At 62.1% G+C, this 24973-nt stretch carries 21 protein-coding genes; 9 read left to right on the top strand and 12 right to left on the bottom strand.

What is annotated here, in order from left to right; genetic code table 11:
* Positions 1–9 precede the first annotated feature (9 nt).
* The 5 genes from Q7S58_RS08465 to mraZ are packed head-to-tail and all read right to left on the bottom strand — an operon-like array spanning position 10 to position 5256.
* Positions 10–1542 carry a UDP-N-acetylmuramoyl-L-alanyl-D-glutamate--2,6-diaminopimelate ligase gene (locus Q7S58_RS08465; protein WP_304823443.1) on the bottom strand — a complete coding sequence of 511 codons (1533 nt, stop codon included), beginning with the start codon at positions 1540–1542 and terminating at the stop codon, positions 10–12.
* Complete coding sequence (locus Q7S58_RS08460) at positions 1539–3599, bottom strand: penicillin-binding protein (protein WP_304823440.1); 2061 nt, start codon at positions 3597–3599, stop codon at positions 1539–1541. Before Q7S58_RS08460 ends, Q7S58_RS08465 begins: the two co-directional genes overlap by 4 nt.
* The gene (locus Q7S58_RS08455) at positions 3596–3883 is read right to left on the bottom strand and encodes a hypothetical protein (RefSeq protein ID WP_304823437.1); all 288 of its coding nucleotides are present in this window, start codon (positions 3881–3883) and stop codon (positions 3596–3598) included. The genes Q7S58_RS08460 and Q7S58_RS08455 overlap by 4 nt, the downstream gene beginning before the upstream one ends.
* The gene (gene rsmH, locus Q7S58_RS08450; protein WP_304823434.1) at positions 3880–4800 is read right to left on the bottom strand and encodes a 16S rRNA (cytosine(1402)-N(4))-methyltransferase RsmH; all 921 of its coding nucleotides are present in this window, start codon (positions 4798–4800) and stop codon (positions 3880–3882) included. The genes Q7S58_RS08455 and rsmH overlap by 4 nt, the downstream gene beginning before the upstream one ends.
* A gap of 6 nt (positions 4801–4806) precedes the next feature.
* A complete protein-coding gene (mraZ, locus tag Q7S58_RS08445) occupies positions 4807–5256 on the bottom strand; it encodes a division/cell wall cluster transcriptional repressor MraZ (RefSeq protein ID WP_304823431.1) in 450 nt (149 codons plus the stop codon).
* A gap of 350 nt (positions 5257–5606) precedes the next feature.
* Here mraZ and Q7S58_RS08440 point away from each other — a divergent pair, with 350 nt between their 5' ends.
* Complete coding sequence (locus Q7S58_RS08440) at positions 5607–6413, top strand: family 16 glycoside hydrolase (protein WP_304823428.1); 807 nt, start codon at positions 5607–5609, stop codon at positions 6411–6413.
* 83 nt (positions 6414–6496) lie between these two features.
* Positions 6497–6736, top strand: coding sequence for a hypothetical protein (locus Q7S58_RS08435; RefSeq protein ID WP_304823425.1), 240 nt, complete (start codon positions 6497–6499; stop codon positions 6734–6736).
* An 82-nt stretch (positions 6737–6818) separates the two neighbouring features.
* Here the strand turns inward: Q7S58_RS08435 and Q7S58_RS08430 are convergent, their stop codons facing one another.
* The 5 genes from Q7S58_RS08430 to Q7S58_RS08410 all read right to left on the bottom strand — a co-directional run bounded on the left by Q7S58_RS08430 (position 6819) and on the right by Q7S58_RS08410 (position 14286).
* On the bottom strand, positions 6819–9200 hold the full coding sequence (locus Q7S58_RS08430; protein WP_304823422.1) for a hypothetical protein: 2382 nt from the start codon (positions 9198–9200) through the stop codon (positions 6819–6821).
* A 132-nt stretch (positions 9201–9332) separates the two neighbouring features.
* Complete coding sequence (locus Q7S58_RS08425; protein ID WP_304823419.1) at positions 9333–10040, bottom strand: hypothetical protein; 708 nt, start codon at positions 10038–10040, stop codon at positions 9333–9335.
* 4 nt (positions 10041–10044) lie between these two features.
* Entirely contained in the window at positions 10045–11226 is a 1182-nt protein-coding gene (locus tag Q7S58_RS08420) for a CaiB/BaiF CoA-transferase family protein (protein ID WP_304823416.1), read from the bottom strand.
* Between the two features lie 22 nt (positions 11227–11248).
* The gene (locus Q7S58_RS08415) at positions 11249–12412 is read right to left on the bottom strand and encodes an acyl-CoA dehydrogenase family protein (protein ID WP_304823413.1); all 1164 of its coding nucleotides are present in this window, start codon (positions 12410–12412) and stop codon (positions 11249–11251) included.
* The gene (locus Q7S58_RS08410) at positions 12412–14286 is read right to left on the bottom strand and encodes a DUF4838 domain-containing protein (protein ID WP_304823410.1); all 1875 of its coding nucleotides are present in this window, start codon (positions 14284–14286) and stop codon (positions 12412–12414) included. The genes Q7S58_RS08415 and Q7S58_RS08410 overlap by 1 nt, the downstream gene beginning before the upstream one ends.
* Positions 14287–14401: 115 nt before the next feature.
* Between Q7S58_RS08410 and Q7S58_RS08405 the strand changes: the two genes are divergently transcribed.
* The 5 genes from Q7S58_RS08405 (at position 14402) to Q7S58_RS08385 (ending at position 21016) form a co-directional block, all read left to right on the top strand.
* Positions 14402–15457 carry an Mrp/NBP35 family ATP-binding protein gene (locus tag Q7S58_RS08405; protein ID WP_304823407.1) on the top strand — a complete coding sequence of 352 codons (1056 nt, stop codon included), beginning with the start codon at positions 14402–14404 and terminating at the stop codon, positions 15455–15457.
* Between the two features lie 7 nt (positions 15458–15464).
* The gene (locus tag Q7S58_RS08400) at positions 15465–16226 is read left to right on the top strand and encodes a glycosyltransferase family 2 protein (RefSeq protein ID WP_304823404.1); all 762 of its coding nucleotides are present in this window, start codon (positions 15465–15467) and stop codon (positions 16224–16226) included.
* A gap of 80 nt (positions 16227–16306) precedes the next feature.
* Positions 16307–18067, top strand: coding sequence for an ABC transporter ATP-binding protein (locus Q7S58_RS08395; RefSeq protein ID WP_304823401.1), 1761 nt, complete (start codon positions 16307–16309; stop codon positions 18065–18067).
* The gene (locus Q7S58_RS08390; protein WP_304823397.1) at positions 18067–19905 is read left to right on the top strand and encodes an ABC transporter ATP-binding protein; all 1839 of its coding nucleotides are present in this window, start codon (positions 18067–18069) and stop codon (positions 19903–19905) included. Before Q7S58_RS08395 ends, Q7S58_RS08390 begins: the two co-directional genes overlap by 1 nt.
* Positions 19906–19915: 10 nt before the next feature.
* Complete coding sequence (locus Q7S58_RS08385) at positions 19916–21016, top strand: aminopeptidase (protein ID WP_304823394.1); 1101 nt, start codon at positions 19916–19918, stop codon at positions 21014–21016.
* A gap of 156 nt (positions 21017–21172) precedes the next feature.
* Here Q7S58_RS08385 and Q7S58_RS08380 read toward each other — a convergent pair whose 3' ends face one another.
* Complete coding sequence (locus tag Q7S58_RS08380) at positions 21173–22255, bottom strand: sigma 54-interacting transcriptional regulator (protein ID WP_304823391.1); 1083 nt, start codon at positions 22253–22255, stop codon at positions 21173–21175.
* A 342-nt stretch (positions 22256–22597) separates the two neighbouring features.
* Entirely contained in the window at positions 22598–23386 is a 789-nt protein-coding gene (locus tag Q7S58_RS08375; protein ID WP_304823388.1) for an HAD family hydrolase, read from the bottom strand.
* A gap of 258 nt (positions 23387–23644) precedes the next feature.
* Between Q7S58_RS08375 and Q7S58_RS08370 the strand changes: the two genes are divergently transcribed.
* Together Q7S58_RS08370 and Q7S58_RS08365 are read left to right on the top strand one after the other, a co-directional pair.
* A complete protein-coding gene (locus tag Q7S58_RS08370; RefSeq protein WP_304823385.1) occupies positions 23645–24028 on the top strand; it encodes a hypothetical protein in 384 nt (127 codons plus the stop codon).
* A gap of 35 nt (positions 24029–24063) precedes the next feature.
* Entirely contained in the window at positions 24064–24939 is an 876-nt protein-coding gene (locus Q7S58_RS08365) for a hypothetical protein (protein WP_304823381.1), read from the top strand.
* Positions 24940–24973: the final 34 nt, after the last annotated feature.

The following is a 24973-nucleotide window of genomic DNA, read 5'->3' as shown; positions in this document are numbered from 1 at the left end:
CAGCGTCTTTCAACTTTGCCCGCGGTCGAGTTCTGCTGCAATCTCGCGCACCACGGCGCGATCGTCGAACGGGAGCACGCGCCCGCCCACGAGCTGATAGTCCTCGTGGCCTTTGCCCGCGACGATCACCGCGTCGCCAGGCGCCGCAATGCGGAGCGCAGCCGCGATCGCGCGGCGTCGATCGGGCTCGACGATGTATCCGCGCGAAGAAGCATCCGCGGCGGCGCGATCGTCGATTCGGGAAAGTCCCGCAGCGATCAGTCCTGCTTCGACTTCGGCAATTATCGCGAGCGGATCCTCACTGCGTGGATTGTCCGAGGTGAGCACCGGCAAGTCCGCGATACGCCCGGCAATCTCGCCCATGATCGGCCGCTTGCCGCGATCGCGATCGCCGCCGCAGCCGAACACGCAGATAATTCTGCCAGTGCACAAGCGCCGAATCGCATTCAGCACCGCTTCGAGCGCGTCGGGCTTATGCGCGTAGTCCACCAGCACCGTCACGCCGGGTTTCACCGCAACCGACTCGAGTCTGCCGGGGGCCCCTGGGCATCGCCGCACACCGTCCGCCACCGCCGCAGTTTCAATGCCCAAGGCCACCGACAGAGCCGAGGCGCCAAGAATGTTCAAGAGGTTGATTTCGCCGACCAGCGGCGATTCAATTTCGATCTTTTTTCCGAGCACCGAGAGCGTCGCGCGGATGCCGCTCAGATCGGCGCTGAAGTTTTCCGGAAACACGTCGAGCGTTCGATCGAACCCGAAACTGACTTTGCGCGTCGCGATCGAATCGAGCACGCGCCGGCCAAACGGATCGTCGCCGCGCACAATCGCGACCGGCTCGGCGCGCCGGCTGCGCGGTAGTATCTCGGTGAACAGCCGCAGCTTGGCGGCGAAGTAATTCTCGATCGTGCCGTGATAGTCGAGGTGATCGCGGCCGAGGTTGGTGAACATGCAGGCGCGGAAGTTGAGCGCGTCGACGCGCCCTTCCTCGATTCCGATCGACGAGATTTCCGCCGCCGCATGCGTCACGCCTTCGCGTTCCATGCGCGCGAGCGCCGATTCGAAGTCGAGCGACTCCGGCGTCGTCAAACCGCTGTAGATTTTTTTGCCCGCGACGAAAATTCCGATCGTGCCGATTATTCCGGCCGGAATTCCCGCCGCTTCGAAAATCGCGCCCAATAGATACGACGTCGTGGTTTTGCCGCTGGTGCCGGTGATGCCGATCAGATCGACGCGCTCGCTCGGCGCGTTGAAGAAGCGAGCCGCCGCGCCGCCCATCAGCAGCCGCGGCCGCTCGCTCTCCACGATAGTCACCGCGGGGCGCGCCATTTCACCATCCCATCCCCGCACCACCAACGCGCGCGCCCCACGGCTCAATGCATCATTTATGTTGGCCCGATTCCGCTGCGCGTCGCGGGCCATCGAAAAAAACAAATGCCCCGGCATCGTCTGACGCGAGTCATAGCTGATGCCGGTGATTTCCACTTTCGCGTCTCCGTCGATTCGCGCCACATCGAGTCCGCCAATTAACGCCTCGAGCTTCACTTCCGCTTCGGCGGTTTGCCGCCCGCAAGAAACGAGGCCGGCATCACGCCCGATACATCTGAGTTGGCGACCATCGCGGCGAGTGTCAGCTTCACGACCGTCGAATGATCGAGCGGCGTGCCAGCCCGCGGCTCCTGCTCGATCACGTAGCCACCGCCATGAACGTCGATATTGACGCGGCTGCGCCTTGCAAGTTCGAGCGCCCGGCGAAGACTCAAGCCGGAGAAATTCGGCGTCTGCCGCGCGAGCTTCGATCCGGTCAGCACCGGCAGATAATCATCGACTCCCATCGACGCCGCGGCGACGCGCCGTTCGGCGGCATTCACATCGAGATGCGGAAACGGCATCATGCTCGCCGCATCGTAGGCGTGATTTGGCGCCGTGATATTCAAATCGCGGATCGCGCCCGACGCGATTTCGCTGAACACCGGCGCCGCGATCAATCCGCCGAAATGCTCGTGGCCGACGTCGTACAGCACGACGAGGATCAGCAGGCGCGGATCGTCCGCCGGCAAAAATCCGACGAACGACGATACGTGACGATTCTGGTAGTAGGTGCCGTTTTCCGGATTCACCATCTGCGCCGTGCCGGTCTTGCCCGCGACGAGGAAGCCATCGACGCGCGCCCTGGCGCCGGTGCCTCCATCCGACATCACGACGTTGCGCAGCATCAGGTTCATCTGATGCGCGACTTCGGGGGCGATCGCGCGGCGCAAAACCTGCGGCGTGTGCGTCACCAGCGGACGGCCGTCGGCGTCGTAGGCCGCCTTGACCAGGTACGGACGCACGATATTGCCGCCATTCGCGATCGCCGCGTATCCGACTGCAAGTTGAATCGGCGTTACCGCCACGCCCTGCCCGAACCCGTGATTGGCGAGATCGATTTGACGCCAGCCTTTCGGCTTGCTTAGCAGACCGCCGGCTTCACCCGGCAGATCGATTCCAGTCTTGACTCCGATTCCGAACGCTTTCAACCCGTCGTAAAATCGCTGCGAGCCAAGGGTTAGCGCGACCTTCGCGGCGCCGATATTCGACGACACCTGGATGATTCCGCCGAGGTCGAGGAGTCCATGGCGGCTGTGATCGTGAATCGTGTGACGGTCGAGATAGAAGCGTCCGTTCTCGCAGAAAAACTTTTGCTGCGGCGTGATTGCGTTGTCGGCCAGCGCAATCGAGCCGAGAATTCCTTTCATCGTCGAGCCGGGCTCGAACGCGTCCTGCACCGCGGGATTGTGCAATCGATCGTGGATGTCGGCGGCGTCGGTTTTCACGTTCGCCATCGCGATCACTTCGCCGCTAAACGGATCGAGCACGATCGCGCTGCCGCGCTGAGCGCCGCTTTGCGCCACCTCGGCCACCAACTCGTTTTCGGCGAGCGACTGAATCGACGCATCGATCGTGAGTTCGAGCTTGGCCCCCGGCGCCGCCGCCTTCAGTGCAAGCGGGCTGTCGAGAATCGGATGCCCCAGCGCGTCGTGATTGAAACTCAATTCAACCTGCTCGCCGCGCACGATTTTGTCGTACCCCAACTCCAACCCGGAGAGCCCCTGGCCATCCATCCCAGCCAACCCCACCACCGACGCGGCCAGGTTGCTCTCCGGGTAAAAACGCTTGTACTCGCTGAGCGCGCCGACGCCGTCGATGCCGAGCGCCTCGGCGGCTTGCGCCTTGTCAGACTGGATTCGCCGCGCCACCCAGACAAACGGCGCCGGCTTGTGCAGTTTCGCTTCGAGGTGCTGCGGCGCGATACCGAGAATCGCCGCGAGTTTCTGCCGCTCCGCGAGCGTGCTCGATTCGAGCACGCGCTTCGGCCGCGCGTAAACTGAGCGGGTTTCCGCGGAGAGCGCGAGCGGCTCGCCGTTGCGATCGACGATCGGTCCGCGCACTGCCGCGCGTTGCGTCTCGCCGGTATGCTCGTTCTTCGCGAGCGAGTTCAGTCGCGCACCATCGAATGCCACCAGGATTATCAGTCGCAGCACCGTGAACGCGAAGAGCGTGGCGAGCACCATCGTGAGCGCACCGATCCGTGCGCGGCGCTGCTTGAACGACGTATTCATGGCAGCATCACCACCTGCCCGCGCGCGGGAGGCCCCAGATGGTACTGCGCCGCGAGCGCGCGCAATCGTTCATGCGACGAAAGTTCCGCCGAGGCCAGGCGGAGCCGCCGGTTTTCATCCTGCAATTTTGCGATATCGTTTCTGAGCGCCGAGAGCCGGTAACCTTCGCGCGTGACTTCGAGCCGCACCATCAACGTCGCAAACCCGACCGCCGCGATCAGCACCGCGAGTATCGCCGGGATCACCTTCGACGGCGTCTTGCTGGGTTTCGCGCGGCGGCTCATGATGCGCTCCGTTCGATGCATCGCAGGCGAGCGCTGCGCGCGCGCGGATTTGTGGAAGTCTCCGCGCCCGACGGCTTGATCACTTTCCGCGTGATCGCGAGATACTCGTCGCTATGCGCCAATTCGCGAAAGCGCTCCTTCACCGGACGATCTTCGAGCGAATGATATGCGATAACGATCATCCGCCCGCGGGGATTCAGCATCGCAGGACCGTCGCGCAGAAGTGCGGCGAGGCTCTCCATCTCGCGATTCACCGCGATTCTGAGCGCCTGAAAGGTTCGCGTCGCGGGATGCGCTCCCGTCCGGCGATGTGCGCCGAGTGCGCGCTCGACGATCGCGCGGAGCTCGCCCGTCGTCTCGATCGGCCCGCGCCGGCGCGCTTCGACGATCAGCCGCGCGATTCGCCGCGACGCGCGCTCTTCGCCATACGTATAGATGATGCGCGCGAGTTCCGTTTCGCTTTCTTCATTGACAAGGTCGCGGGCGCGAAGTTGCTGGCGCCGATCCATCCGCATGTCGAGCGGACCGTCGGCCTTGAAGCTGAAGCCGCGCGCGGGATCGTCGAGCGCGAGGCTGCTCATGCCGAGGTCGGCGAGAATCACGTCGGCGCGATCGAAGCCGCATTCCAGCATCGCGGATTTGATTTCACCGAAGTCAGCGCGAACGAGCGTCACGCGATCGCCGAACTCGGCGAGATGCTCGCGCGCGATTGCCAAAGCATTGTCGTCGCGATCGAGCCCGAGCATCCGCGCTCCCGTCGCGCGCATGATCGCGGCGGCGTGACCACCCGCGCCCACCGTCACGTCGACGAACGCGAGCGGACCGTGTGCGGACGCAAGCCCGCACACCTCCTCCACCATCACCGGCACATGCATCCGGTCCGTCGCGCCGTCTTCGTATATCGCCGCCAGACTCATTGTCCGTCAGAGACCCAGTTTCGCGAAAAATTCAGGATCGTTGATTTGTTCCTCGGTCGCCTTCAAAACCTTCTCGAGCGTCGGCTTGTCCCACAGTTGAAAATGATCCTGGCGCGCGGAAAATGTCACTTCGCGATCGAGTGAGGCGTACTCGCGCAGCTTCGGCGGAATCAGAATCCGGCCCTGCCGATCGACCGGCACTTCATGCGCACCGCCAATTATCAGCGTCTCGAACAATTGCACCCGCGGATCGAATCTCGGTTTACTCTTCAGCGAAGCATTCAGGATGTCCCATTGGCTCGGAGGATACAGCGCGAGGCATCGATTGCCGTTGAACGGGAAATTGGTGATGAACATCCGATCGTGGCCGTCGCGCTGCAGCACTTCGCGAAAGCGGACGGGTATGCTTACCCGTCCCTTGTCGTCGATCGAATGGTCAAACCGACCGCTGAACACCGTTTTCCCTCCGCAGCGTTCCACAATGTCCCACTCTATCCCACCACAGTCAAGTAAATTGGGTATGCACGCGGAAAAAAATTGAGTATCCAGTCGCCGATACTCACATACGAAGAAAAGGCGAAAGCAGAATAGCCAGATCAGAACTGCATACAGTCGAGTTGTCGCCGCGCATTTGCGGAATCGCTAATGACGATTGCCGTCGAACGGACCCAAGTGAGTATTCAGCCCGGTCCCAATGATGAGCCAGCTTGACAGGGGGCGCATTGATTCGCGAAACTCGCGCAATTCTCGGGTTTCGAAAACCGGCACTACAAACGCCTCAGCAAGGACGGGCGGAGAGAGGATAGATGATGACGGAAAATTCGTGGCTGCGGAGCGCCGCGGTCGTTGCAGCGGGAATCGTGATGACGATTCTCATTACTGGTCCGGCGGCATATCCGAAGCAGAAAAAGAAAGCAGGAACGCCGGAACCCACACCAACCTTGACCGCAACTCCAACTCCGACGCCGGAAGTCAAGGTTTGGAATTTCGACTCGGACAAAGCCGGCAGCGTGGCTACCGGATGGAAATTGCTCGAGGCGGACTGGCAGGTCATCCCCGATCCGACTGCGCCCAGCAAACCGAATACCTACGGCCTGCCAGCGGGACGATTGCTCGCCTCGCTGACGCACGCGCTCGACTATTTTCCGATGACGATCGTCACCGATCCGACTGAGTATTCGAACTTTTCGATCGAGACGGCATTCAAATCAACCGGTGGCCGTTTCGATTGCTCGGGCGGCATCCTGTTCCGCTACGTCAATGACAAGAATTTTTATCTGCTGTCCGCGGGATGCCCAAGTGACTATTTCTCGCTGTCGCGAATGTATAACGGGAAGGTCGAACTGCTGAAGCAGAGCGTCGTTCCGACTGACAAGGACAATTGGTACAAGCTCAAGGTGGTGGCGCAGGGCGGACACTTCATCACCTACGACGACAACAAGATGGTGTTCGATATCGACGACAGCAAAATCGCGAAGGGGCGAATCGGGCTGTGGTCTCGCGACGATTCGCAGGCGCGCTTCGACGACGTGACGATCACCAAGCTATCGGCGGTGGCGGCGGAGCCCGAAGCAAGTCCAACTGGGGGAGGATTGCCCTCGCTGCCGCACTGAGCGGCGCGCGTCGGAACAATCGCCTGAACATATCAGGGGCGAGGCGTTGCGTGCGGGCGCTTCGCCCCTTACTCTTCATGCAGATGGAAACCAGCCAGGAACAGCCTACGCCGCGGGTTAGAATCACGCCGCTCACCGGAGTGGATTTCGCCAAGGAAGTCGCGCGCGGAATCGGCGTATCGGCCGGGATGGCGCTGCTATGGGGTCTCGAAATCATTCGCAACGCGTGCTTCCGCATGCTGGATCGATTCAACGTGCCGGCGCGCCGCAAGCGCGCGAGCGCTTTTCCGCCGGGCCAGCCGCGCAAGCGCCAATCCGCCTAGATTGCCGCGCCGATCTGCGCTGCCTGGTCGCCACGATTCAGTTTCGATTACCGAACTCAGCCGCGCCGCCAGTTCTGCGCGATCAGCGATCGCTTTGCCGGTTCACGCCCACCCGATTGATTTTTCCACGGCCCGCGTTCCTCGGCTGCGTTGTGCCGTCCTGGACGTCGGACGCCGCGTGGGGCGTTTTTTCGTCGAGGATCCCGGCTAGATAGCTCGCGAGATTTTCGTCGAGCAATCGCACCAGCGCGTCGGTTTGCGAAGCCTGGATTATTTTCAGAAATCCGTCGAGCCGATGCTGCTTGTCGTACTGGCGAATCAGCCGGGCGATCACCTTTTGCGACAGCGCGTCGAGTTTGAGCCCGAGCGCCCGCCGGAGCCGGTCCGTCGCGTCGGCGAGTTCCTCGCGCGGCGAATGCGCGCCCAGCCGAAAGCCGCAACTCACACAGAGGGGACTCGCTTCCGGAGCAGGCTTGTGACGCGGATCGCACGGCACGACCCGGGCTGCGATCTCCGCGGTGCGCTCCTCGAACTGCGCGCCCTCAGCGGGACCCAGGGCCGCAATCGCGTCGAGGAGCCTTAGCGCCTTGGAGTAGCGGCGCGCGTCTTCCGCAATCGGCGTCAGGCGGTCCATCTCGATCCGCCATTTCTCGTGCTCGGCCTGGTATCGCTGCACATAAGTCCATTTGAATTTATGAAAACGTGCTTCGACGGAGCTCAAGTTCCGGATTGCGCCGGTGATCAGCCGCGGCCCGAGCTCCGCGATCAGAAGCTCGCATTCCGTTTCCAGCGCAGCGGTCGAGCCATCCTGCCAGGTGATGTCCGGCGAATCCGCGCGCAATCCAGTATCGGCGAGGAACGTGCGCATCGAGCGGATTCGCGGCACCGCCTCGGCCGCGTCCGCCAGCGCCTCGTAGGCTTCACAAACCTTCTGCGCCGATTCACGCTGCGCGGGATCTTTGCTCATCGCAGCCAATCCTGCGGCGCCCGATTCCGCCACCGCGACGAAGCTCGCAATCGCATGCTGATGCGCTGGCGGCAAATCCAGATGAAACTCGGCGAGCGCGCCAGACAGCGCGGCGACGGTGCGATTGGCTCGCTCGATCGCGGCGCCGAGCGCCGCGTCCAGTTGGCGATAGCGCGCCTGCAGTTCCGCACTGTCGCGCGCCTCGATTAGCGACGAATCGAACCGGCGCATCAGTTCGAGCGCCGCGTTGAAGGCGGCGACCTCCGGAGAGCCGGCCGCGGTGGGATCGAATCGCACCGAGTCCGCCGCGAGGCTGATGATGCCGCCGGTGTAGAAGCCCAATTGGCGGATTAATTCGCGAAGGCGAGGCATCGGCCACGATTCATCCGCGGGCGCCTGCGCAAGCATCGAGACTCGCGAGGCCAGGTCACGCAGCGTGATGGCTGGCCGAGGTTCGCCGCGCAGGTTGTCAAGCATCAGCGCATCGACAATTTCCCGCGCAAGTTCTCTGTCGCCGCGATCGAATCGTTCGATCGAGTTGCGCGCGATCTTCAGCGCAGTGGCGGCGCTCGGCGTCAATCTCCGCTCGACCAACTTTTCAATCGACGGAATCTGCGTGAGATCGGCGGGATAGATCAGGCGCGCGAGCCGCTCGACGTCTTCCTTCGCCGCCTCAAGCGCCGCGCGCGCGACCCGCGACAATTCCGTGATGGTCGGATCGGCGCCCGCAATCGCCCCGATTGCGTCGAGCGAGGAGGGGTGAAATGGGAATATCGATTGCGGATCGTAGCCGCCGCATTCGATACCGCCGTAGGCCTGCTCGATCTGCGACGGCGCCGCGTTGAGCTTGCGGACCCGCCGCAGCGCGACGCTGACTCTTTCGTGCGGCGCAGCAGCCGCTACTTCCAGCACCTTGGCCGGCTCGCCGATCGACTCGCGGCCCGCGGCGATAACGGTGAATTTGACCTGGGTCGATCTTTGGGCGGCCTGCGCCAGCGTCTCGATAAACTCGGCGAGCGTCGGGCACGACGACAATCCAAAATCGATCGCGACCGTGAGCGCGCGGACTCCGATACGGCGAACGTTTTCGAGCGCAACCAGCAAGGCGCCCACCCCGCGCATCTCGCGCCATAAATCAATGGTCCTTTGCTCGGCGCCGATCGGTTCCGCGATCGCACTCAACAGGTAGAATTCGAGTTCCGACACGTTTACCGGGCCTGACGCTTCGAAGCCGCAGATCAGCCGCCGCGCATTCCCCGCCTCCAGCGTCCCGGCGCGGCTCTCGAGCGCGATCGCATAGTTGAGGAAGTGTGTCTTGCCGCATCCCGGCGGTCCGCCAACCCAGAACACCGCGCCCTTTGGCCGCGCGAGATGCTGATTGAGGATTTGCCACGAGCGTTCGGCGGCCCCGGTAAGAACGTAGCTCGCAACCGTCCCGGCCACCGGCGAGAGCTGCAACTCGAGGCGTTCGGGAGGAACGGATTCGAGTTCAAACAAACGAAGTGCGTCCGTGGCCCCGGTCACCCTTGATTGCGCCATGACAACGCAAGCTATCAAAAAGTCATCTATATGAAGTCATTCTGTGAACGCGGAAATCAAGAGTTGGTTCCTGCGAGAACAACAGAAAATCTAATCCTCGCAGTCCGACCACGCTTGCGACGGCGCATTCGGATAGTCGAATTTGACGCACGCGACCGTCGAGCAGGTATTCGACAGGTCCAGCGGCGCGTTGCTGGTACTGCCCGACAGCCACACGTTCAGCTCGCCCGCCATCTGCGGCCCCAGTCCGACCAGCTCCGGCACCACCGTCACGAACAGCGCCTCTTCCTCGCGCCGCGCCGTTGACCACGAACCCGGATGCGCCAGCGACGGGAACGCCTGCATCTTGCGATGCGTTTTCGGACCCTCGACCACCTGCCAGTTGTCCGCGATTTCGATCGACAGATGCTTTGGGAATTGCGGTATGATCTGCTTCGAGAAAATCGTGTCGCCGGGAGGCACCACCGTCAGCGCGCATTTCCGGACTTCATTCCAGTACCTGTCGATCGCGTTGGCCGCGGACTCTTTCTGCGCATCGGTTTTGTATTGCCCGTTGGTCTTCACGTGGATGCCGGCGGGCGTGATCAGATCCGCCTTGAATCCCGCCGGTGAAAGATAGACCGAAGGCGACTCCGCCGGCTCGTATGCCGCCGAAGGTTCCGCCGATTGCTGATCGTAACCCGGCGCACAAGCGTGGAGCATCGAAGCGATCAGCGCGGCGATCGGCAATCGCGCGAAACGCAACGGGCCCCGGCAGAAAAAATTCCGCATCGCGTGATCGAGCCGAATCCCGCGCATCCGTTCAGACGACTCCGTCGCGCGCCAGCCGTTCGAGTTCGTCCGCGCCGATCCCGATTGTCGCGAGCACTTCCGCATTGTGCTCGCCGAGTTGGGGCGGACGCCGCGCCAGCACGCTCGCGGGTGCGTCGGAGAGTTTGATCGGCGTGCCGACCACGCGAATTGCGCCGCGCGTCGGATACTCGCTCTCGATCAGCGTGCCGCGCTGCGCGACCTCGGGATCCGCGAGCACTTCCTCGAGCCCTCGCACCGGCGCGCACGGGATGCCCGCCGCGATCAGCAGCCTGACGATATCGTCGCGCGCCTGCCCGCGCGTCCAATCGCCGACTACGCCGTCGAGTTCGTCGACAATCTTGAGGCGCGTGCCGTGATTCGCGCAGCGCGGATCGTTGATGAGATCCTCGCGCGCCATCAGCTTCGCGAGCGTCCGCCAGTGCGCCTCGGTCAGGCAGAAGATCAGAATCTCGCCGTCGCGAGCAGGATAAATGTTGGTCGGGCACGCGCCCCAATGGCGATTGCCGAGCCGCTTGAAGCGAGCGCCCTGCAACACCGGCGCGACCGCGCTCGTCAGCGCCGGAATCGCGACGTCGAGCATCGCGACTTCGACGTGCTGTCCGCGCCCGGTTTTGCCGCGCTGGATCAACGCCGCGAGAATCCCGCTCACCAGATGGCTGCCGGTGCCCATGTCGATAAAGGTCGCCGAGGTCTTTACCGGTTGATCGGGAAAGCCGGTGATACTGATGAAGCCCGACGACGCCTGGATCGTGTTGTCCATCGAGCCGAGCTTGGCCCAGCGGCTGTCGGCGCCGTAACCCTTGCCCGACGCGTAAATCAGCCGCGGAAATTTCGCCGCGATCTGATCGTAACCGAGTCCGAACGATTCCATCACGCCGTCGAGATAGTTCTCGACCAGCACATCGGCATGTTCGAGCAGTCTGAGCACGATTTCCGGGCCGCGGCGATCCTTCAGATTGATCGTCACCGAGCGCTTGTTCGCGTTCAGCATCAGGAACGAATAATTCACACCGCCCGGCGAGAGATCCGGCCGCCGCAGTACCTCGCCGATTTTCGGCGGCTCGATTTTAATCACGTCCGCGCCCATCGCGGCGAGTTGCAAGGTGCAATACGGCGCCGCGTACACCTGGCCCAGGTCAATCACGCGGATTCCATCGAGCGGCAGCGTCATCGATTCTCTCCTGCTTCGACCATCATCTTAGTAGCGAGCGCGCGATCACCATCCGATGCACTTCCGACGGCCCTTCGCCGATGCGCCGGATGCGCGCCTCGCGGTACCATCGCTCGATCGGGAACTCCTTGCTGACGCCGTAGCCGCCGTGAATCTGCACCGCGCGATCGACCACGCGGCCCAGCACTTCGCTCGAATACAGCTTGGCGATCGACGCCTCGGTGCGAAAGTCCTCGCCCCGATCGGCCTTCCAGGCGCCCTCCCACGTGAGCCATCGCGCGGCGCGCAGTTCCACTTCCGAATCCGCGAGCATCCACTGGATTGCCTGGCGCTTCGACAGCAACTCGCCGAACGTGCTGCGCTGCTTCGCATGATTGATCGACATCTTCAGCGCCGCGACTCCGACGCCGACGTTGCACGCCGAATATGGGAATCTGAGCCGCGACAACAAATCGAGCGCAAGGTTCAATCCCTCGCCTTCGGGCCCAACGCGTTGCTCGATCGGCACGATGCAATCCTCGAAATGAACTTCGTTGGGCAGCGCCGAAGTGCGCAGCGTCTTGAATGGCCGCGCGGTAAATCCCGGCGCGCCCTTCTTGATGATGAAGCAGGTGATCCCTTTGCGCCCCGCTTTCGCATCGGTGCGCGCAAAGACCACGCCCCACTCCGCTTCATGCGCATGCGAGATGAAAATCTTGGTCCCGTTCAGGACGTACGTATCGCCCTGGCGCACCGCGCGGCATTGAATCGCGCCCGCCGGATCGGATCCGCCGCTCGGCTCCGTGACGGCGAAGAATGTGTACCACGCGTTTTTGATGGTGCCGCCAGCGTACGTCCGCTTCTGCTCCTCGGTGCCGGAGTAAATCACCGGCGGCGGCGTGCGCCCGAAGACGCCGCATCCCGGATTGTAGAGGCCCATTCGATGCTGCGCCATTTCCTCCATCAGCACGCACATATCGAAAGTGCCGAGGCCGCCGCCGCCATACTCGATCGGCGACCCCATGCACCACATTCCCGCGGCCTGCGCTTTCTTCGCGAGGCGCCAGTAGTCTTCTTCGGGAATTTCGGCCGCGTCGGGATCGCATTTCGCCTCGATTGGAATTATCTCGTCGCGGATTATCTTCCGGACCTGGTCGCGCAGCGATTGCAGTTCAGGCGATAGTGCGAATCCGTTTTCGCTGTCCATCAGAAAATCTCCTCGGCCGCCGGCGGATTCTCCTCGAGTCCGCGCCGCAGCGCGTTCAGCCAGATTTCGCGAATCCATTCGAGATCGTGCGCGCCCCACGTTCCTTTTATTTCGAGATCGATTCCACGGATGCGTTCGACCGCGCTCGCGATCTTTTCGATCGCAATTTCGCCGCGGCGCTGCCGCTCCGCGCCCGTTTCGAGCTTCGCGCCGAGATACTCCGCCAACGCGTTCAGCACGTCGGCACTGTAGCGCCACAGATCGCGCTCCGCATCGGCGCGTGGATGCTCGATTGCCCTCGCGATGCGGTCTGCCGACGCGAGCGCTTCATCGAATGCCAGCGCCGCTGTTTTCAGTTCGACGCGCTTGCGCGCCGCCTTGCCCGCCGGCATCACCGGCCGCATCACGTCGCCATAATCGAGCACCAGCTTCGATGCGCGCTCGATCGCGCGATACGCTGTCGCCATCTCGCTCGCGCACCCCGGATGTCTTCCCGCGGCGACATCGGCAATCGTATGCGCCGGCTCGAAATCCGGATCGATCGATCCGCGCACGAACGCTTCGAGGTTCACCGGATACGCCATCGCGCTGTACGCGCCGAAGGTCAGGTTCGAAACGCTGGTGATTCCGAGCGCTCGATACGCGCGCAGGTCGCGCGCAATCACGTGCGGCGTCGCGAACCCCAGCCCGCCGAACAGGATCGCGTCCGCATAATATTCGAACACGTGCCCGCGCCCGTCGAAAATTTCGATGTAACGTTTCAGCGATTCCAAATACCGCGGATTGATTTCGCAAGCGTCGTCGTCGATCGCGTGGCTGTAGCATCGCTCGCGCGGCGCCCACTCGAACCAGACATTCTTAAGTGGCTTCAATCCGGCGTGCGGCTCGATCGTGTCGTGATACGCGAGATACGCGACCGGCGGCGCGCTCGCATCGCCAGCCAGCGCATTCGCGATCTCGTTCACGACTTCCATGTACTGAAGCTGCGGCGCCAGCTCGCGGCATTCCCCGCATCGGCACCACGCACCGCGCCACACGTCCGCACCCCAGATGTGCAACAGCCGATTCTCGCGATGCGCTTGCACGTAACTCAGCGCGCCCTCGCGCACAAGCTTCACCGCGTCGCGATTCGAAACGCAAAGGTTGCCGCGGGCCATCCGCGCGCCGTCATCATCGGCGGGGAACAGCTCGGGATTTTTCTCGAAGCGATCGCGCGGCAACAGGAGCTGCAAAACGTGACCGCCATATTCGGCGTCGATTCCATACTCGCTGAGCATCGGCGCGATCTCATCGATCCGAAGCCGCGTGTCGTGCGCATGCCTGATGTACGAAAACGCATTGATGCCGCGCCGCGCCATCCACGGAATAGATTCGCGATCGTGCCGCAGATGCAATTCAAGCCGATCCGCGAAATTGTAGTTCCACGTCATGATGTCCGACACGAAGGCGCGCCGCGTGAACGCAGGCGTGACGCGATACGGCTCGATCGCGCCGATTTGCACCGCTTCGATTCGCGGATACGACGGCGCAGCGCCGACCGGGAATCGCGCGCCGAGCTTCTCGAGCAGGTCCGCCGCTGCGTGAATCAGTGCGCGATCGCTGCCTGCGCGCATCACCACAGCGCCGCCCTCGCGCGATACTTCGATATTGTCGCCGTCGAGTTGTACCGCCTTCGCGCTCGATTTGTCCGTATCGCCAAGCTCGACCCGCAACTCCGATCCCGCCGTCGATGCGTCACCAGATGCGTCGATAGTCTCGCCGAGCATCGCAGCGAGCCCATCGGCAAGTTCTCGTGCCGCAAGCGCCGCCGTATCGCCGGCGCCGAATCGAATCCGCGGATAATCGCGCGCGCCGTCGCCGCCAACTTTGCTCACTTGGGATTTAATCTCCGATGCCCGTCGTTTTTCCTGCGGTCGCGGAATGATAACATGACGCGCAGACCTTAATAACGACTTCGCAACCAGAGCATCGCCCAGGTTCCGCCCGCACATGCCCAGTCCCAACGAAATTCTCGCCGAACTCAAGAAAGTAAAATATCCCGGCTTCACCCGCGACATCGTCTCGTTCGGCGTCATCAAGGATATCGAAGTCGCGTCTCTTGGCGTGACCGTTTCGCTCACCGCGATTTCCGCCAAGCCTGAAGTCATCGACAAGATCGTCGCCGACGTGAAAGCGACGGTTGCCGCGATGCCTGGCGTGCCTGCGGTGAACGTCAGCGTCGAAGCTCCGCCGCAATCCGCACCGCGCGCGCCCTCGCCCACCGCGCAGCGCCGCGCGATTCCCGGCGTCAGGCACATCGTCGCCGTCGCGAGCGGCAAAGGCGGCGTCGGCAAATCGACGGTCGCCGTGAATCTCGCACTCGCGATGCGCGCGCTCGGCTGGCGCGTCGGCCTGATGGACGCCGACGTTTACGGTCCCAGCATCGCTATGATGGTCGGCGTCGAGAAAGCAGTCGCGCTCACGCCCGAGCGCCGCATGATTCCGCTCGAGCGCTTCGGCATCCGCTACATTTCGATGGCGCTCTTCATCAATGATGAAACCGCCGTCATCTGGCGCGGTCCGATGGTCACCAAGCTCGAGACGGAATTTCTGTTCAACGTCGAATGGGGCGAACTCGATTGCCTGGTGCTCGATTTGCCGCCCGGCACCGGCGATGCGCAACTGACGATTACGCAGCGCGTTGAACTCGCAGGCGGCGTGATCGTGACGACGCCGCAGGAGATCGCACTGCTCGACGTCAAGCGCGGCGTCGCGATGTTCGACGAGGTGCACGTGCCCGTGCTCGGCGTGGTCGAGAACATGAGCTATTACCTGTGCCGCAAGTGCAATCATCGCCACGATATTTTTTCGCATGGTGGCGGCAGCCGGCTCGCCGAGTCACTGGGCGTGCCGTTCCTCGGCGAGATTCCGCTGGTGCGCGAACTGCGCGAAGGCGGCGATCGCGCTCAGCCGATCGTGGCCGCCAATCCGTCGCATCCCGTGAGCGCGGCTTTCAAATCGATCGCAACCAAAGTGATCGACGAACTCGATCATCCAAAGCACTGAACGCCGCATGGCCGAACGTCCACGCATCTCGCTGATCACGATCACGCGCGACGAAGAGGCGCTGATCGCGCAATGTCTGCGGAGCGCGTGGTTCTGCGACGAAAAAATCGTCATCGATTCCTGCTCGACCGACAACACGGTCGCGATCGCGCGCGATGCCGGCGCCAATGTCGTGCAGCATGAGTTCACCAACTACGTGATGCAGAAGCAGATGGCGCTCGATCGCGCGACCGGCGATTGGGTGCTGCTGATGGACGCCGACGAGCAGGCGACGCACGATCTCGGCGAAGAGATTTTGCGCACCGTCGCTTCGCCTGGCGCTGCCGACGGCTATCGCATCCGGCGGATTCTCTATCACCTCAGTCATTATTATTCGCATGCGATTTATCCCGACACGCCGGTGCGCCTCTTCAGGCGCGATCGCGGTCATATCGGCGGCCGCGATCCGCACGACAAGGTGATCGTCGAGGGCCGCGTCGAGCGCCTCCAGAATCCGATTCTGCATTTCAGCTATCGCGATATCGCCGATCATGTCGCCACGATCAATCGCTTCAGTTCGCGCGCCGCGCTGGAGCAGGAGCCGAACGCGTTCACGCCATTCAGGATGATCGCGAATCCGGCGTGGCGGTTTTTCAATTTCTACGTGATCCGAGGCGGCTTCCGTGACGGCGGCCGCGGCCTCTACGCTGCGATGACGGCGGCCTTTTACGTATTTCTGAAGTACGCGAAATTATACGAGCGCCGCATCAAATCCCGCACCTCGCTTTGATTCCTATCGCCGCGACCGCCGGAACTTCCCGCGCCCGCCACTTCTATCGCGTCTGAGACCTGATAATTTAAGCATCGCTCATGAAACGCTTGCTCCTTTATATGCGCCGTTACTGGCGGCGCTACCTGTTCGGCATCGTCTGCACTTTTGCGACCGCCACCCTCGCGATGATGATCCCGCTCTTCATGCGCGACGCGATCGACGCCACCAAGGCGCATAGCTTCGAGCAGATCGCGTGGTACGCCGAACTGATGATCGCATTTGCGATCGTGCTCGGCGTCGTGCGCTGGTTCTCGCGCTTCGTCATCTTCAACGTCGGCCGCGATATCGAATACGACCTGCGCAACGATCTCTTCGCGCATTTGACCACGCTCAGCACCGACTTCTACCAGACCTACAAAACCGGCGACCTGATGTCGCGCATGATCAACGACCTGACCGCGGTCCGCATGATGGTTGGGATGTTCGTTTTGACGATCGCGAACACGCCGCTGATTTACGGCCTCGCGCTGGTCTTCATGAGTTCGCTGAACGCGCGCCTGACCTTCGTCGCGATCGTGCCATACTTCATTCTGTTCGTTGCGATCCGATGGCTGATGCGCGCGATGATGATGCGCAGCCTCAGGGTGCAGGAGGGCCTCGCGTCGATCGGCTCCAAGGTCCAGGAGAGCCTCGCCGGCATCCACGTCGTGAAGGCTTACACGCTCGAGGATCACGAGGCCGGCCTGTTCCGCAAAATCAACGCTTCCTACAACGAGCAGGGACTCGCGCTCGCGCGCACCCGCGGCGCGATGATGCCGATGATTCGCGGCGCCGCCGCCACCTCCACGATGATCGTGCTGATTTACGGCGGCTCGCTTGTGATCGCGGGCCAGATGTCGCTGGGCTCGCTGGTCGCGTTTCTGAGCTACCTGGGCCAACTCGCGTGGCCAACGATTTCGCTCGGTTGGATGCTATCGATCTATCAGCGCGGCAAAGCTTCGATGAAGCGCCTCGATGAGATTTTCAATGCGCGAGGCGCCGACACGGTCGAGGGGAGCGATCTCAAACTGGAGATCAACGGCGCTATCGAATGGAACCACGTGTGGTTCAGCTATTTCGCGAACGACAGCAATCGCGCCAACGGCGCCGGCGGCAAAATCACTTACGCGCTGAAAGACATCAATGTGAAAGTCGCGGCGGGCGAAAAGCTCGCGATCGTCGGCCGCACCGGCGCCGGCAAATCGACGATGGTCAAGCTGCTGGTGCGGATGCTGCAACCCACCGAAGGACGCGTGATGCTCGATGGCCGCGACGTGCACGAACTTCCGCTCGGCGCGCTCCGCCGCACAATCGGGATGGTGCCGCAGGAACCGGTGCTGTTCACGGACACGCTCGCGCGCAACATCGCCTTCGGCAACAAGGATGCATCTCAAAATGAGATTGAGCGTGCGGCGCAAATCGCCGGCCTCGAACCGGATATCGCGACGCTCGGCCACGGCTTCGACACGATCGTCGGCGAGCGCGGCATGGCGCTCTCGGGCGGCCAGAAGCAGCGCGTCACGATCGCGCGCCTGCTGACCTACAATCCCAACGTCGTGGTGCTCGACGACGCGCTTTCGAGCGTCGATACCGAAACCGAAAAGGCGGTGCTCGATAGTCTCGAGCAAAGCGTCGCCGGCCGCACCACGATCGTCGTCGCGCATCGCGCCTCGACCGTCCGCGACTCCGATCAGATCATCGTGCTCGACGACGGCGAGATCGCCGAGCGCGGCACGCACGAAGAATTGATGGGACGGCGCGGAATCTACGCCGAGTTGTTCCGCCGCCAGTTGCTCGAGGAAGAATTGAGCCGCTACTGATGCAGGTTGCTGAAGAATCTCCGGTCCGCGTTTACGACCTCGCGCTGCTGCGATGGGTGTGGGGATTCATCCGTCCGTACCAGCGACTCTTCTGGGCCGCGACCGCGCTGATGCCGCTCGATTCCGCGTTCCTGCTCGCGCAGCCCTACATCATCAAGCTCACCGTCGATGAATTTCTCTCCGGCCATCACGGCGCGACGCCGCCCGCATGGCTCGCCGTGCTGTTCCGCATTTCCGGCGGCCACGGCCTGTTCGTGATGGGCATGCTCTATCTGCTGCTGGTGATCCTCGAGTTCGCAGCCTTCTACGGCCAGTTCTACTTGATGATGATGGTCGCGCAATACAGCCTTTCCGATTTGCGCCTCGCGCTGTTCCGCCGAATCGAGCGATTGCCGATGTCGTTCTTCGATCGCACCCCGGTCGGCCGCCTCGTCAGCCGCATGACCACCGACGTCGATGCGATCAACGACATGTTTGGCGCGGGCTCGCTCACGCTGTTTATCGACGCACTCACCCTCGGCGGCATCGTGACGATCATGTTCAGCTTGCATCCGCGGCTCGCGCTGTGGTCGCTGTGCTCGATTCCGCCGCTCACCATCATCATTTACTTCTTGAGCTCGCGCTCGCGCATCGTGTACGGCCAGATTCGCGATCGCCTCGCCGCGCTGAACGCCTACCTCTCCGAGTCGCTGGCCGGCATGACCGTCGTGCAACTTTTCACCCGCGAGCGCGAGAGCCGCCGTGAGTTCGACGCGTTGAATGTCCGCTCGCGCGAAGTCCAGATGATGGCCAACGTGTACGAGGCCGGCCAGTTCTCCGCGGTCGAGACGATCAGCACGATTACCGTCGCGGTGATTTTGTGGATTGGCGGCGGCAGCGTGATTCGGCATCTGGTGACGCTCGGCACGCTGATCGCCTTCATCCAGTATGCGCAGCAATTCTTCATGCCGCTGCGCGACATCTCGACCAAGTACAGCGCGCTGCAATCCGCGCTCGCGTCAGTCGAAAAGATTTTCCACTTGATGCAGACCGAGCAGACGCTGCCGATGCCCGCGCGACCGAAAATCCCGGCATCGTCGCGCGGCGCGATCGTTTTCGATCACGTGACGTTCGAGTACCGGCGCGGCGAACCGGTGCTGCGCGACCTAAGCTTCAGCGTCGAGCCGGGTCAGAAGATTGCAATCGTCGGCCCGACCGGTTCGGGCAAAACGACGATCATCAAACTGCTCAATCGCGCGTATGACGTGACTGGCGGGCGCATCCTGGTCGATGGAATCGACGTGCGCGAGTGGGACCTGCCGGCGCTGCGGCGCGAAATCGGATACGTGCAGCAGGACGTGTTTTTGTTCGCCGGCGACGTGATGGAAAATATCCGGCTCTCGCGCACGGAACTCAGCGAACGCGAAGTCAGCATCGCGCTGAAGCGAGCGCAGGCATTGCGCTTCGTCGAACGCCTGCCGCGCGGACTGGCCGAGGAAATCCGCGAGCGCGGCGCAAATCTTTCGGCGGGCCAGCGCCAACTGCTCTCTTTCGCGCGCGCACTCGCCTACAACCCGCGCATCCTGGTGATGGATGAGGCGACCTCGAGCGTGGACAGCGAGACCGAGCGCCTGATTCAGCTCGCGCTCGACGAGTTGCTCGCCGATCGCACTGCGGTCGTGATCGCGCATCGGCTTTCCACCATCGAGCGCGCTGATCGAATCATGGTGCTGGGCGGCGGCGTGCTGCGTGAGAGCGGCACGCACGCGGAATTGCTCGCGCAGCGCGGCCTATATTTTCGGCTGTTCGAACTGCAATACGCCGCGATGGCGAACAACGATCGCCTGGTCGCGGGCTGACCTTCGCGCCGTGCGTGGATTCGTCAGGCGGAGCGCAGTCGTTCGCGCCGCGGCGTTGATCACGGCGTCGGCGCTGCTCGCCGGATGCTACGCCGGTTATCTCGCGCGCGCGGCCTATGAAGGCGGGCGCATCCTGTGGAACCGAAAACCGATTTCCGTCGAGCTCGCGCAGCGGGACCTCTCGCCGGAAATTCGCGAGAAGCTCGAAACCGTTCTCGCCGTGCGGAAATTCGCCGAAGAAAACCTCGGACTGGAAGTCGGCGGCGCTTATCAAACCATCGCGCCGGTCGATAACGGCGCGGTCGTGCACGTCGTGATGGCGGCTCCGCGCGATTCGCTGAGGCCCTATACATGGTGGTTCCCGATCGTGGGCAGCGTGCCGTATCGCGGCTATTTCGACCCGGCAGACGCCAACGCGATGGCGGCCTCGCTCGAGAGCGAGGGCCTCGACACGATGGTGCGGCCGGCGGTGGCATTTTCGAGCCTCGGCTTTTTCGACGATCCGGTTTTATCGAATCTGCTCAAACTAGATCGGGTGGAATTGGCGGGCGTGCTGATCCACGAACTGTTTCATCGCACCTATTACCTGCCAAGCGACGCGATGTTCGACGAATCGGCGGCGACCTACGTCGGCAGCGCCGGCGCGATCGCGTTCTTCGCGGCGACCGAAGGCGAGTCGGCGGCGGACACGATCGCGGCGCGCGCGATTCTGGACAGCGAACTTCGCTTCTCGCGGTTCTTGCTGCAGGAGCAAGCGCGGCTGCTGAAAATCTACACGAGCGATCTTCCCGAACACGAAATTCTGAAGCAGCGCGAGGTCGCGTTTGGGGCGATCAAAGCCGATTACGCGGCGCTCGAGCCGACACTCTCGGGCCTCGAGCACTACGACCTCGACAAGCAGCCGCTCAACAACGCGGTGCTGGTGAACTACCTGATTTATTTTCGCGACCTGGACAATTTCGCGGCGCTGCAGCGAATCAATCATGGCGACCTGCGCGCGACGATCGAGCAGATCATCGCGTTGGCCAAGGCGCATCCTGAGGATCCGCTGTACGCGATCTGGGAGGCGACTCGCGCATCCGCGGCGGCCGCGTCGCCGGCCTCGAACTGAGCGCTTGATTCGCTGGCGATGTTTCACGTGAAACGTTGGCAGTTCAGGAGAACAGGAAGCGAAGGCGGATTTGGTCTGGATTGCGGCCTCGGAAGTGGGCGGGCCGCGTCCCCCCTTGCGCGGCGCGACCCACCCCAAGAAACTTGCGGCGCGCTATCAGGGCGAGCGGCGCGGATCTTCGAGGCCGTAGCGCGTGAGCATCCGGTATAAGGTCGAGCGGGAAACACCAAGCATCGCAGCGGCGCGGCGGCGATTGCCCTCTGTTTCTTCGAGCGAACGGACCAGAGTTTGCCGGATGACTTCGTCAAGCAGCAGCGCGGGTGTTTCGGGCGCAAAGTTCATCGGCGTGAGGCGGCGCACGACGCCTTCGGAGTCCGGGCTATCGAGCGCTTCGGCATTTTTCGCTTCGAGCATTTCGGCCCCGGAGCCATTGACGATTTCCGGCGGCAGGTCGGCGACTCCGATACCGTTGGAGTCGCTCAGGAGGACTGCGCTTTCGACCGCGTGCGCAAGCTCGCGGACATTGCCGGGCCACTGATAGTTGCACAGCAGTTCGAGCGCGCCGCGGGAGATTTCCTCGACGTTGGTGCCGAAGATCTTGTTGAAATGCTGGATGAAATACCCGACGAAGGCTGGAATCGCCTCGCGGCGCCGGCGCAACGGCGGGATGAAGATGGTGGCGTTGTTGAGGCGATAGAAGAGGTCATCGCGGAACTGGCCCGCCTTGACCATCGAGCGCAGATCGCGATTGGTCGCCGCAACCAGCCGGATATCGACGTGGTAGGAGTGCGACGAGCCGACCGGCTGCACTTCGTGCATTTCGACCGCGCGCAGCAACTTGGGTTGCAGCTTCAGCGGCAGGTCTCCGATTTCGTCGAGAAAGAGCGTGCCGCCGTGGGCGGCGCGGAAGAAGCCCTGCGAATCCTCGCGCGCGTCGGTGAAGGCGCCCTTCACGTGTCCGAACAGTTGCGACTCGGCGAGCGATTCGAGCAGGTTGGAGCAATTGAAGATGACGAACGGAGTTGAAATCCCGCTTAACGAATGCAGAGCGCGGGCGATATGTTCCTTGCCGGTGCCGGATTCCCCGGAGATAAGCACTGTCGATTTGTAAGGACTCAACCTCGCGACGGTCTTGAGCACATTGCGCAATTGCACCGAGCGCACGACCATCCCCTGCACCCGCTCCGAGCCTTCGGCCAGCTGATCGAGCTTAATCAAATCCCGTTCCTTGTATTCCATGCGCGCGGGCCACTCGCCAATTTGACTCTCTGCGATAGCAACAGTTTCCATTCTTCCGCGAAGTCCCCTGGTTGTACTGTCCCAAGCTGGAGCAAGGGATGAGCCACGCTAAGTCGCCGGAGACCATCGGCACTACAATGATCTTAAGTGTCCACAGATAGGCATCCGGCGAGGCGCATAGGTCGAGGAATGGCAGATCGATGGCATCCGCAGGTAGAGCGGCAAGATATTGGCGCGCTGCGGAAGTGGCGGGCGTCGAGAGGACGCGACTGCACCCTCACCCGCTGATCCCTCACTTCGTTCGGTTTCAGCGACCTCTCCCGCAACGAAGCGGGCGAGGTATTAAGAGGGCGGGATGATAGCCGGCAATCCGCGCAGGTCGGTTAGCTCGAAATCCGGCGAGCGATAACGCTGGTCACGGGGCCTGCGGAGCCGATTAATCCAGATCGTTCTGATTCCGAGCGCGCCGGCGCCGCCGATATCACGGCTCAGGCTGTCACCGATCATCACCGCTTCGGCGGCGGCGAGGCCGAGTTGCGAAAGCGCGGCTAGAAAGATTTCCGGGCGCGGCTTGCCGATCCCTAGCGTGCCGGAGATCAGTGTCGCCGGGAAGAATGCGCCGAGGCCGGCGCCGTCGATTTTTTCGCGCTGGAGGTCGGTGGCGCCGTTGGTGATGAGCGCGAGGCGATAGTTGCGGCGAAGGTCGAGCAGCATCGGAAGGATTTCGGGAAAGACGAGGTGGCGCGCGCGCCGTTCGGTGATGAAGGTCGCGGCCAATTCCGCCGCCAGCGATCGATCGTCGATTCCAACGCGCTGCAACGCGCCGAGCCACGTGAGCATCCGATATTCCGGGATCCATTGGCCCAGCCGCGCCGCGCCCGGATCAGCGCTCGAGAACGAGCCCCAAAGTCCCTCGCCCGGACTGATTCCGATGTTGCGGCAGTAGTCGATCATCGGGCCGCCGAGCCATAGCTCGAGCGATCGCTCGCGCATCGCGCGAAGCAAGGCGTCGCGATCGATGCCCACGCGCTCGGCGGCGATGGCACATGCGATCATCGCGGCGGCGTCGTTGGAGGCCTGCTCTTCGATCAAGGTTTCGTCGAGGTCGAACAGGACGCCGCGAATTTTCATTGTTGGTTGATATCAGCGGCGCTGCGAATGGGCTTGCGTCGAACGCACGGCCCAAGGATTTGGAACCCTGTGCTCTATCCATCTGAGACTAAGGGGGCTTCCGATATTCTCCGCACGTTTACGCGACTATTTGCAAGCTGTAAGCTGGGGCACGGTCGCTTCCACCCCACTTGGGATCAAATTGGGATCACGACCCGGCCGGACCGATTCGACTCATTTCCACAGCCATGATCTGATATGCGGGAAGGGGGATCACGCATGATGACCTATTGGCGAGACGAGCGAGAGATCAAGAAAGTGTTGCGGCGGCTGTCCCGACAGCGCGTCAGAATGATTCTTCAACCCGGCAACGCTTGGTTTGTAGAGCGCGCCGTAATGAGCGATGAGAGCGCACAGACCGCCTTGCGCACATGCCATCTGCGCGGATGGGCGGAGCCGATAGACCATCGTGCGATTCCGAACATGGAAGTTTCGGACGAAGGTGATCTACCGACCAACCCTATATCGATCAACCCAGTCTATCGCCTTACTGACTCAGGCTGGAACGCGATTCATAACACTCACTCTTGGATCGTTTCGACGTTTGCCGTCGCTCTCGTGACGTTGTTCGCGACGGTTCTGGGAGTCATGATGCAGCGATAGCAGACGCCAAGAGTGTGAATCTGGGTGACCGTGGATTGAATACTGAAGAGAAAAAATTGACGCCCGCTGAGTCGGTTAGCGTCGCTCTGTCGTACTTGCAAAAACAGGGGCATCTTTTAGTCCGGCTCGGAAATGAGCTTGTTGATAAAGACGCTCCTGTAACACGTGCTGTGCTTGGATTCCTGATGCCCGCAATTGCGGATTCTTGCGGTTCTTTATCGTTTCTTGTTCCTAACCGATTCCGAGATGCATTCGTTACTGGCAGGACCGTTTACCTGACGATCCTCAATGCCTGCTTCATTTGCGCGCTGGGACCCAAGTCCGCCGAGCGAGCGCTGCGCCATGCGAGTCAGAAGGCTTATCGCGACCTAGACCGAGAGTTAAAGTTGAATGATCAGAAAATTGTGATTCGAGCTAGCTCTAAGCCGAAAGCCGATTCCGACCCGCGCCTGAAAGCTGCAATTGACGAGTTCACTTGGCCAAAGGGTCGCGAAATTACGCAGTGGACCCCCGAGTCACCAGTTCAGCAACTTGAAACAATTGGATCGAAGTATGGAGAGAACGTTGCTGCGACTCTGGGACTGTCGATGATGATGCTGTATCGCCATGCGTCCGAGATCGCACATGGCACGCTTTTCGGCGTCATGTGGTCTGTCGGCGTGACGAGCAGTAGGCCCCGTTCAATTTCGGAACCAGATGTCAATAGAATGCGTGAAGATCATTGGTCTTCTTCACTGGAGGGCCTTCTGTTCTGTTTGAATGCTTCCATTGCTACGCTGTTCAAAATCGTGTCGATAGAATTTCCATCCTGCATTGATCTCAAGCAAGAGTCCGACGCGCTCTATCAAGGACTAATGGTCGCATTGGGACTTCGCAAGAAAGGAAAGCCAGGCCCTTCGCCCTCGCCTTGAACGCAACGGCTGAATAGTCACCTCGCACAATCTG

This window comes from Candidatus Binatus sp., assembly GCF_030646925.1.
In the GTDB taxonomy this organism is placed as follows: domain Bacteria; phylum Desulfobacterota; class Binatia; order Binatales; family Binataceae; genus Binatus.
Note: the sequence above shows the minus strand (reverse complement) of the source record. Positions and strands in the feature narration are given on the sequence as shown.

Excerpts from the sequence above, each read along its gene's own strand:
- Q7S58_RS08460 (WP_304823440.1), bottom strand. The coding sequence starts at position 3,599 with ATGAATACGTCGTTCAAGCAGCGCCGCGCACGGATCGGTGCGCTCACG.
- Q7S58_RS08455 (WP_304823437.1), bottom strand. The coding sequence starts at position 3,883 with ATGAGCCGCCGCGCGAAACCCAGCAAGACGCCGTCGAAGGTGATCCCG.
- rsmH (WP_304823434.1), bottom strand. The coding sequence starts at position 4,800 with ATGAGTCTGGCGGCGATATACGAAGACGGCGCGACGGACCGGATGCAT.
- Q7S58_RS08440 (WP_304823428.1), top strand. The coding sequence starts at position 5,607 with ATGATGACGGAAAATTCGTGGCTGCGGAGCGCCGCGGTCGTTGCAGCG.
- Q7S58_RS08435 (WP_304823425.1), top strand. The coding sequence starts at position 6,497 with ATGGAAACCAGCCAGGAACAGCCTACGCCGCGGGTTAGAATCACGCCG.
- Q7S58_RS08425 (WP_304823419.1), bottom strand. The coding sequence starts at position 10,040 with ATGCGCGGGATTCGGCTCGATCACGCGATGCGGAATTTTTTCTGCCGG.
- Q7S58_RS08420 (WP_304823416.1), bottom strand. The coding sequence starts at position 11,226 with ATGACGCTGCCGCTCGATGGAATCCGCGTGATTGACCTGGGCCAGGTG.
- Q7S58_RS08415 (WP_304823413.1), bottom strand. The coding sequence starts at position 12,412 with ATGGACAGCGAAAACGGATTCGCACTATCGCCTGAACTGCAATCGCTG.
- Q7S58_RS08405 (WP_304823407.1), top strand. The coding sequence starts at position 14,402 with ATGCCCAGTCCCAACGAAATTCTCGCCGAACTCAAGAAAGTAAAATAT.
- Q7S58_RS08400 (WP_304823404.1), top strand. The coding sequence starts at position 15,465 with ATGGCCGAACGTCCACGCATCTCGCTGATCACGATCACGCGCGACGAA.
- Q7S58_RS08395 (WP_304823401.1), top strand. The coding sequence starts at position 16,307 with ATGAAACGCTTGCTCCTTTATATGCGCCGTTACTGGCGGCGCTACCTG.
- Q7S58_RS08390 (WP_304823397.1), top strand. The coding sequence starts at position 18,067 with ATGCAGGTTGCTGAAGAATCTCCGGTCCGCGTTTACGACCTCGCGCTG.
- Q7S58_RS08380 (WP_304823391.1), bottom strand. The coding sequence starts at position 22,255 with ATGGAATACAAGGAACGGGATTTGATTAAGCTCGATCAGCTGGCCGAA.
- Q7S58_RS08375 (WP_304823388.1), bottom strand. The coding sequence starts at position 23,386 with ATGAAAATTCGCGGCGTCCTGTTCGACCTCGACGAAACCTTGATCGAA.
- Q7S58_RS08370 (WP_304823385.1), top strand. The coding sequence starts at position 23,645 with ATGATGACCTATTGGCGAGACGAGCGAGAGATCAAGAAAGTGTTGCGG.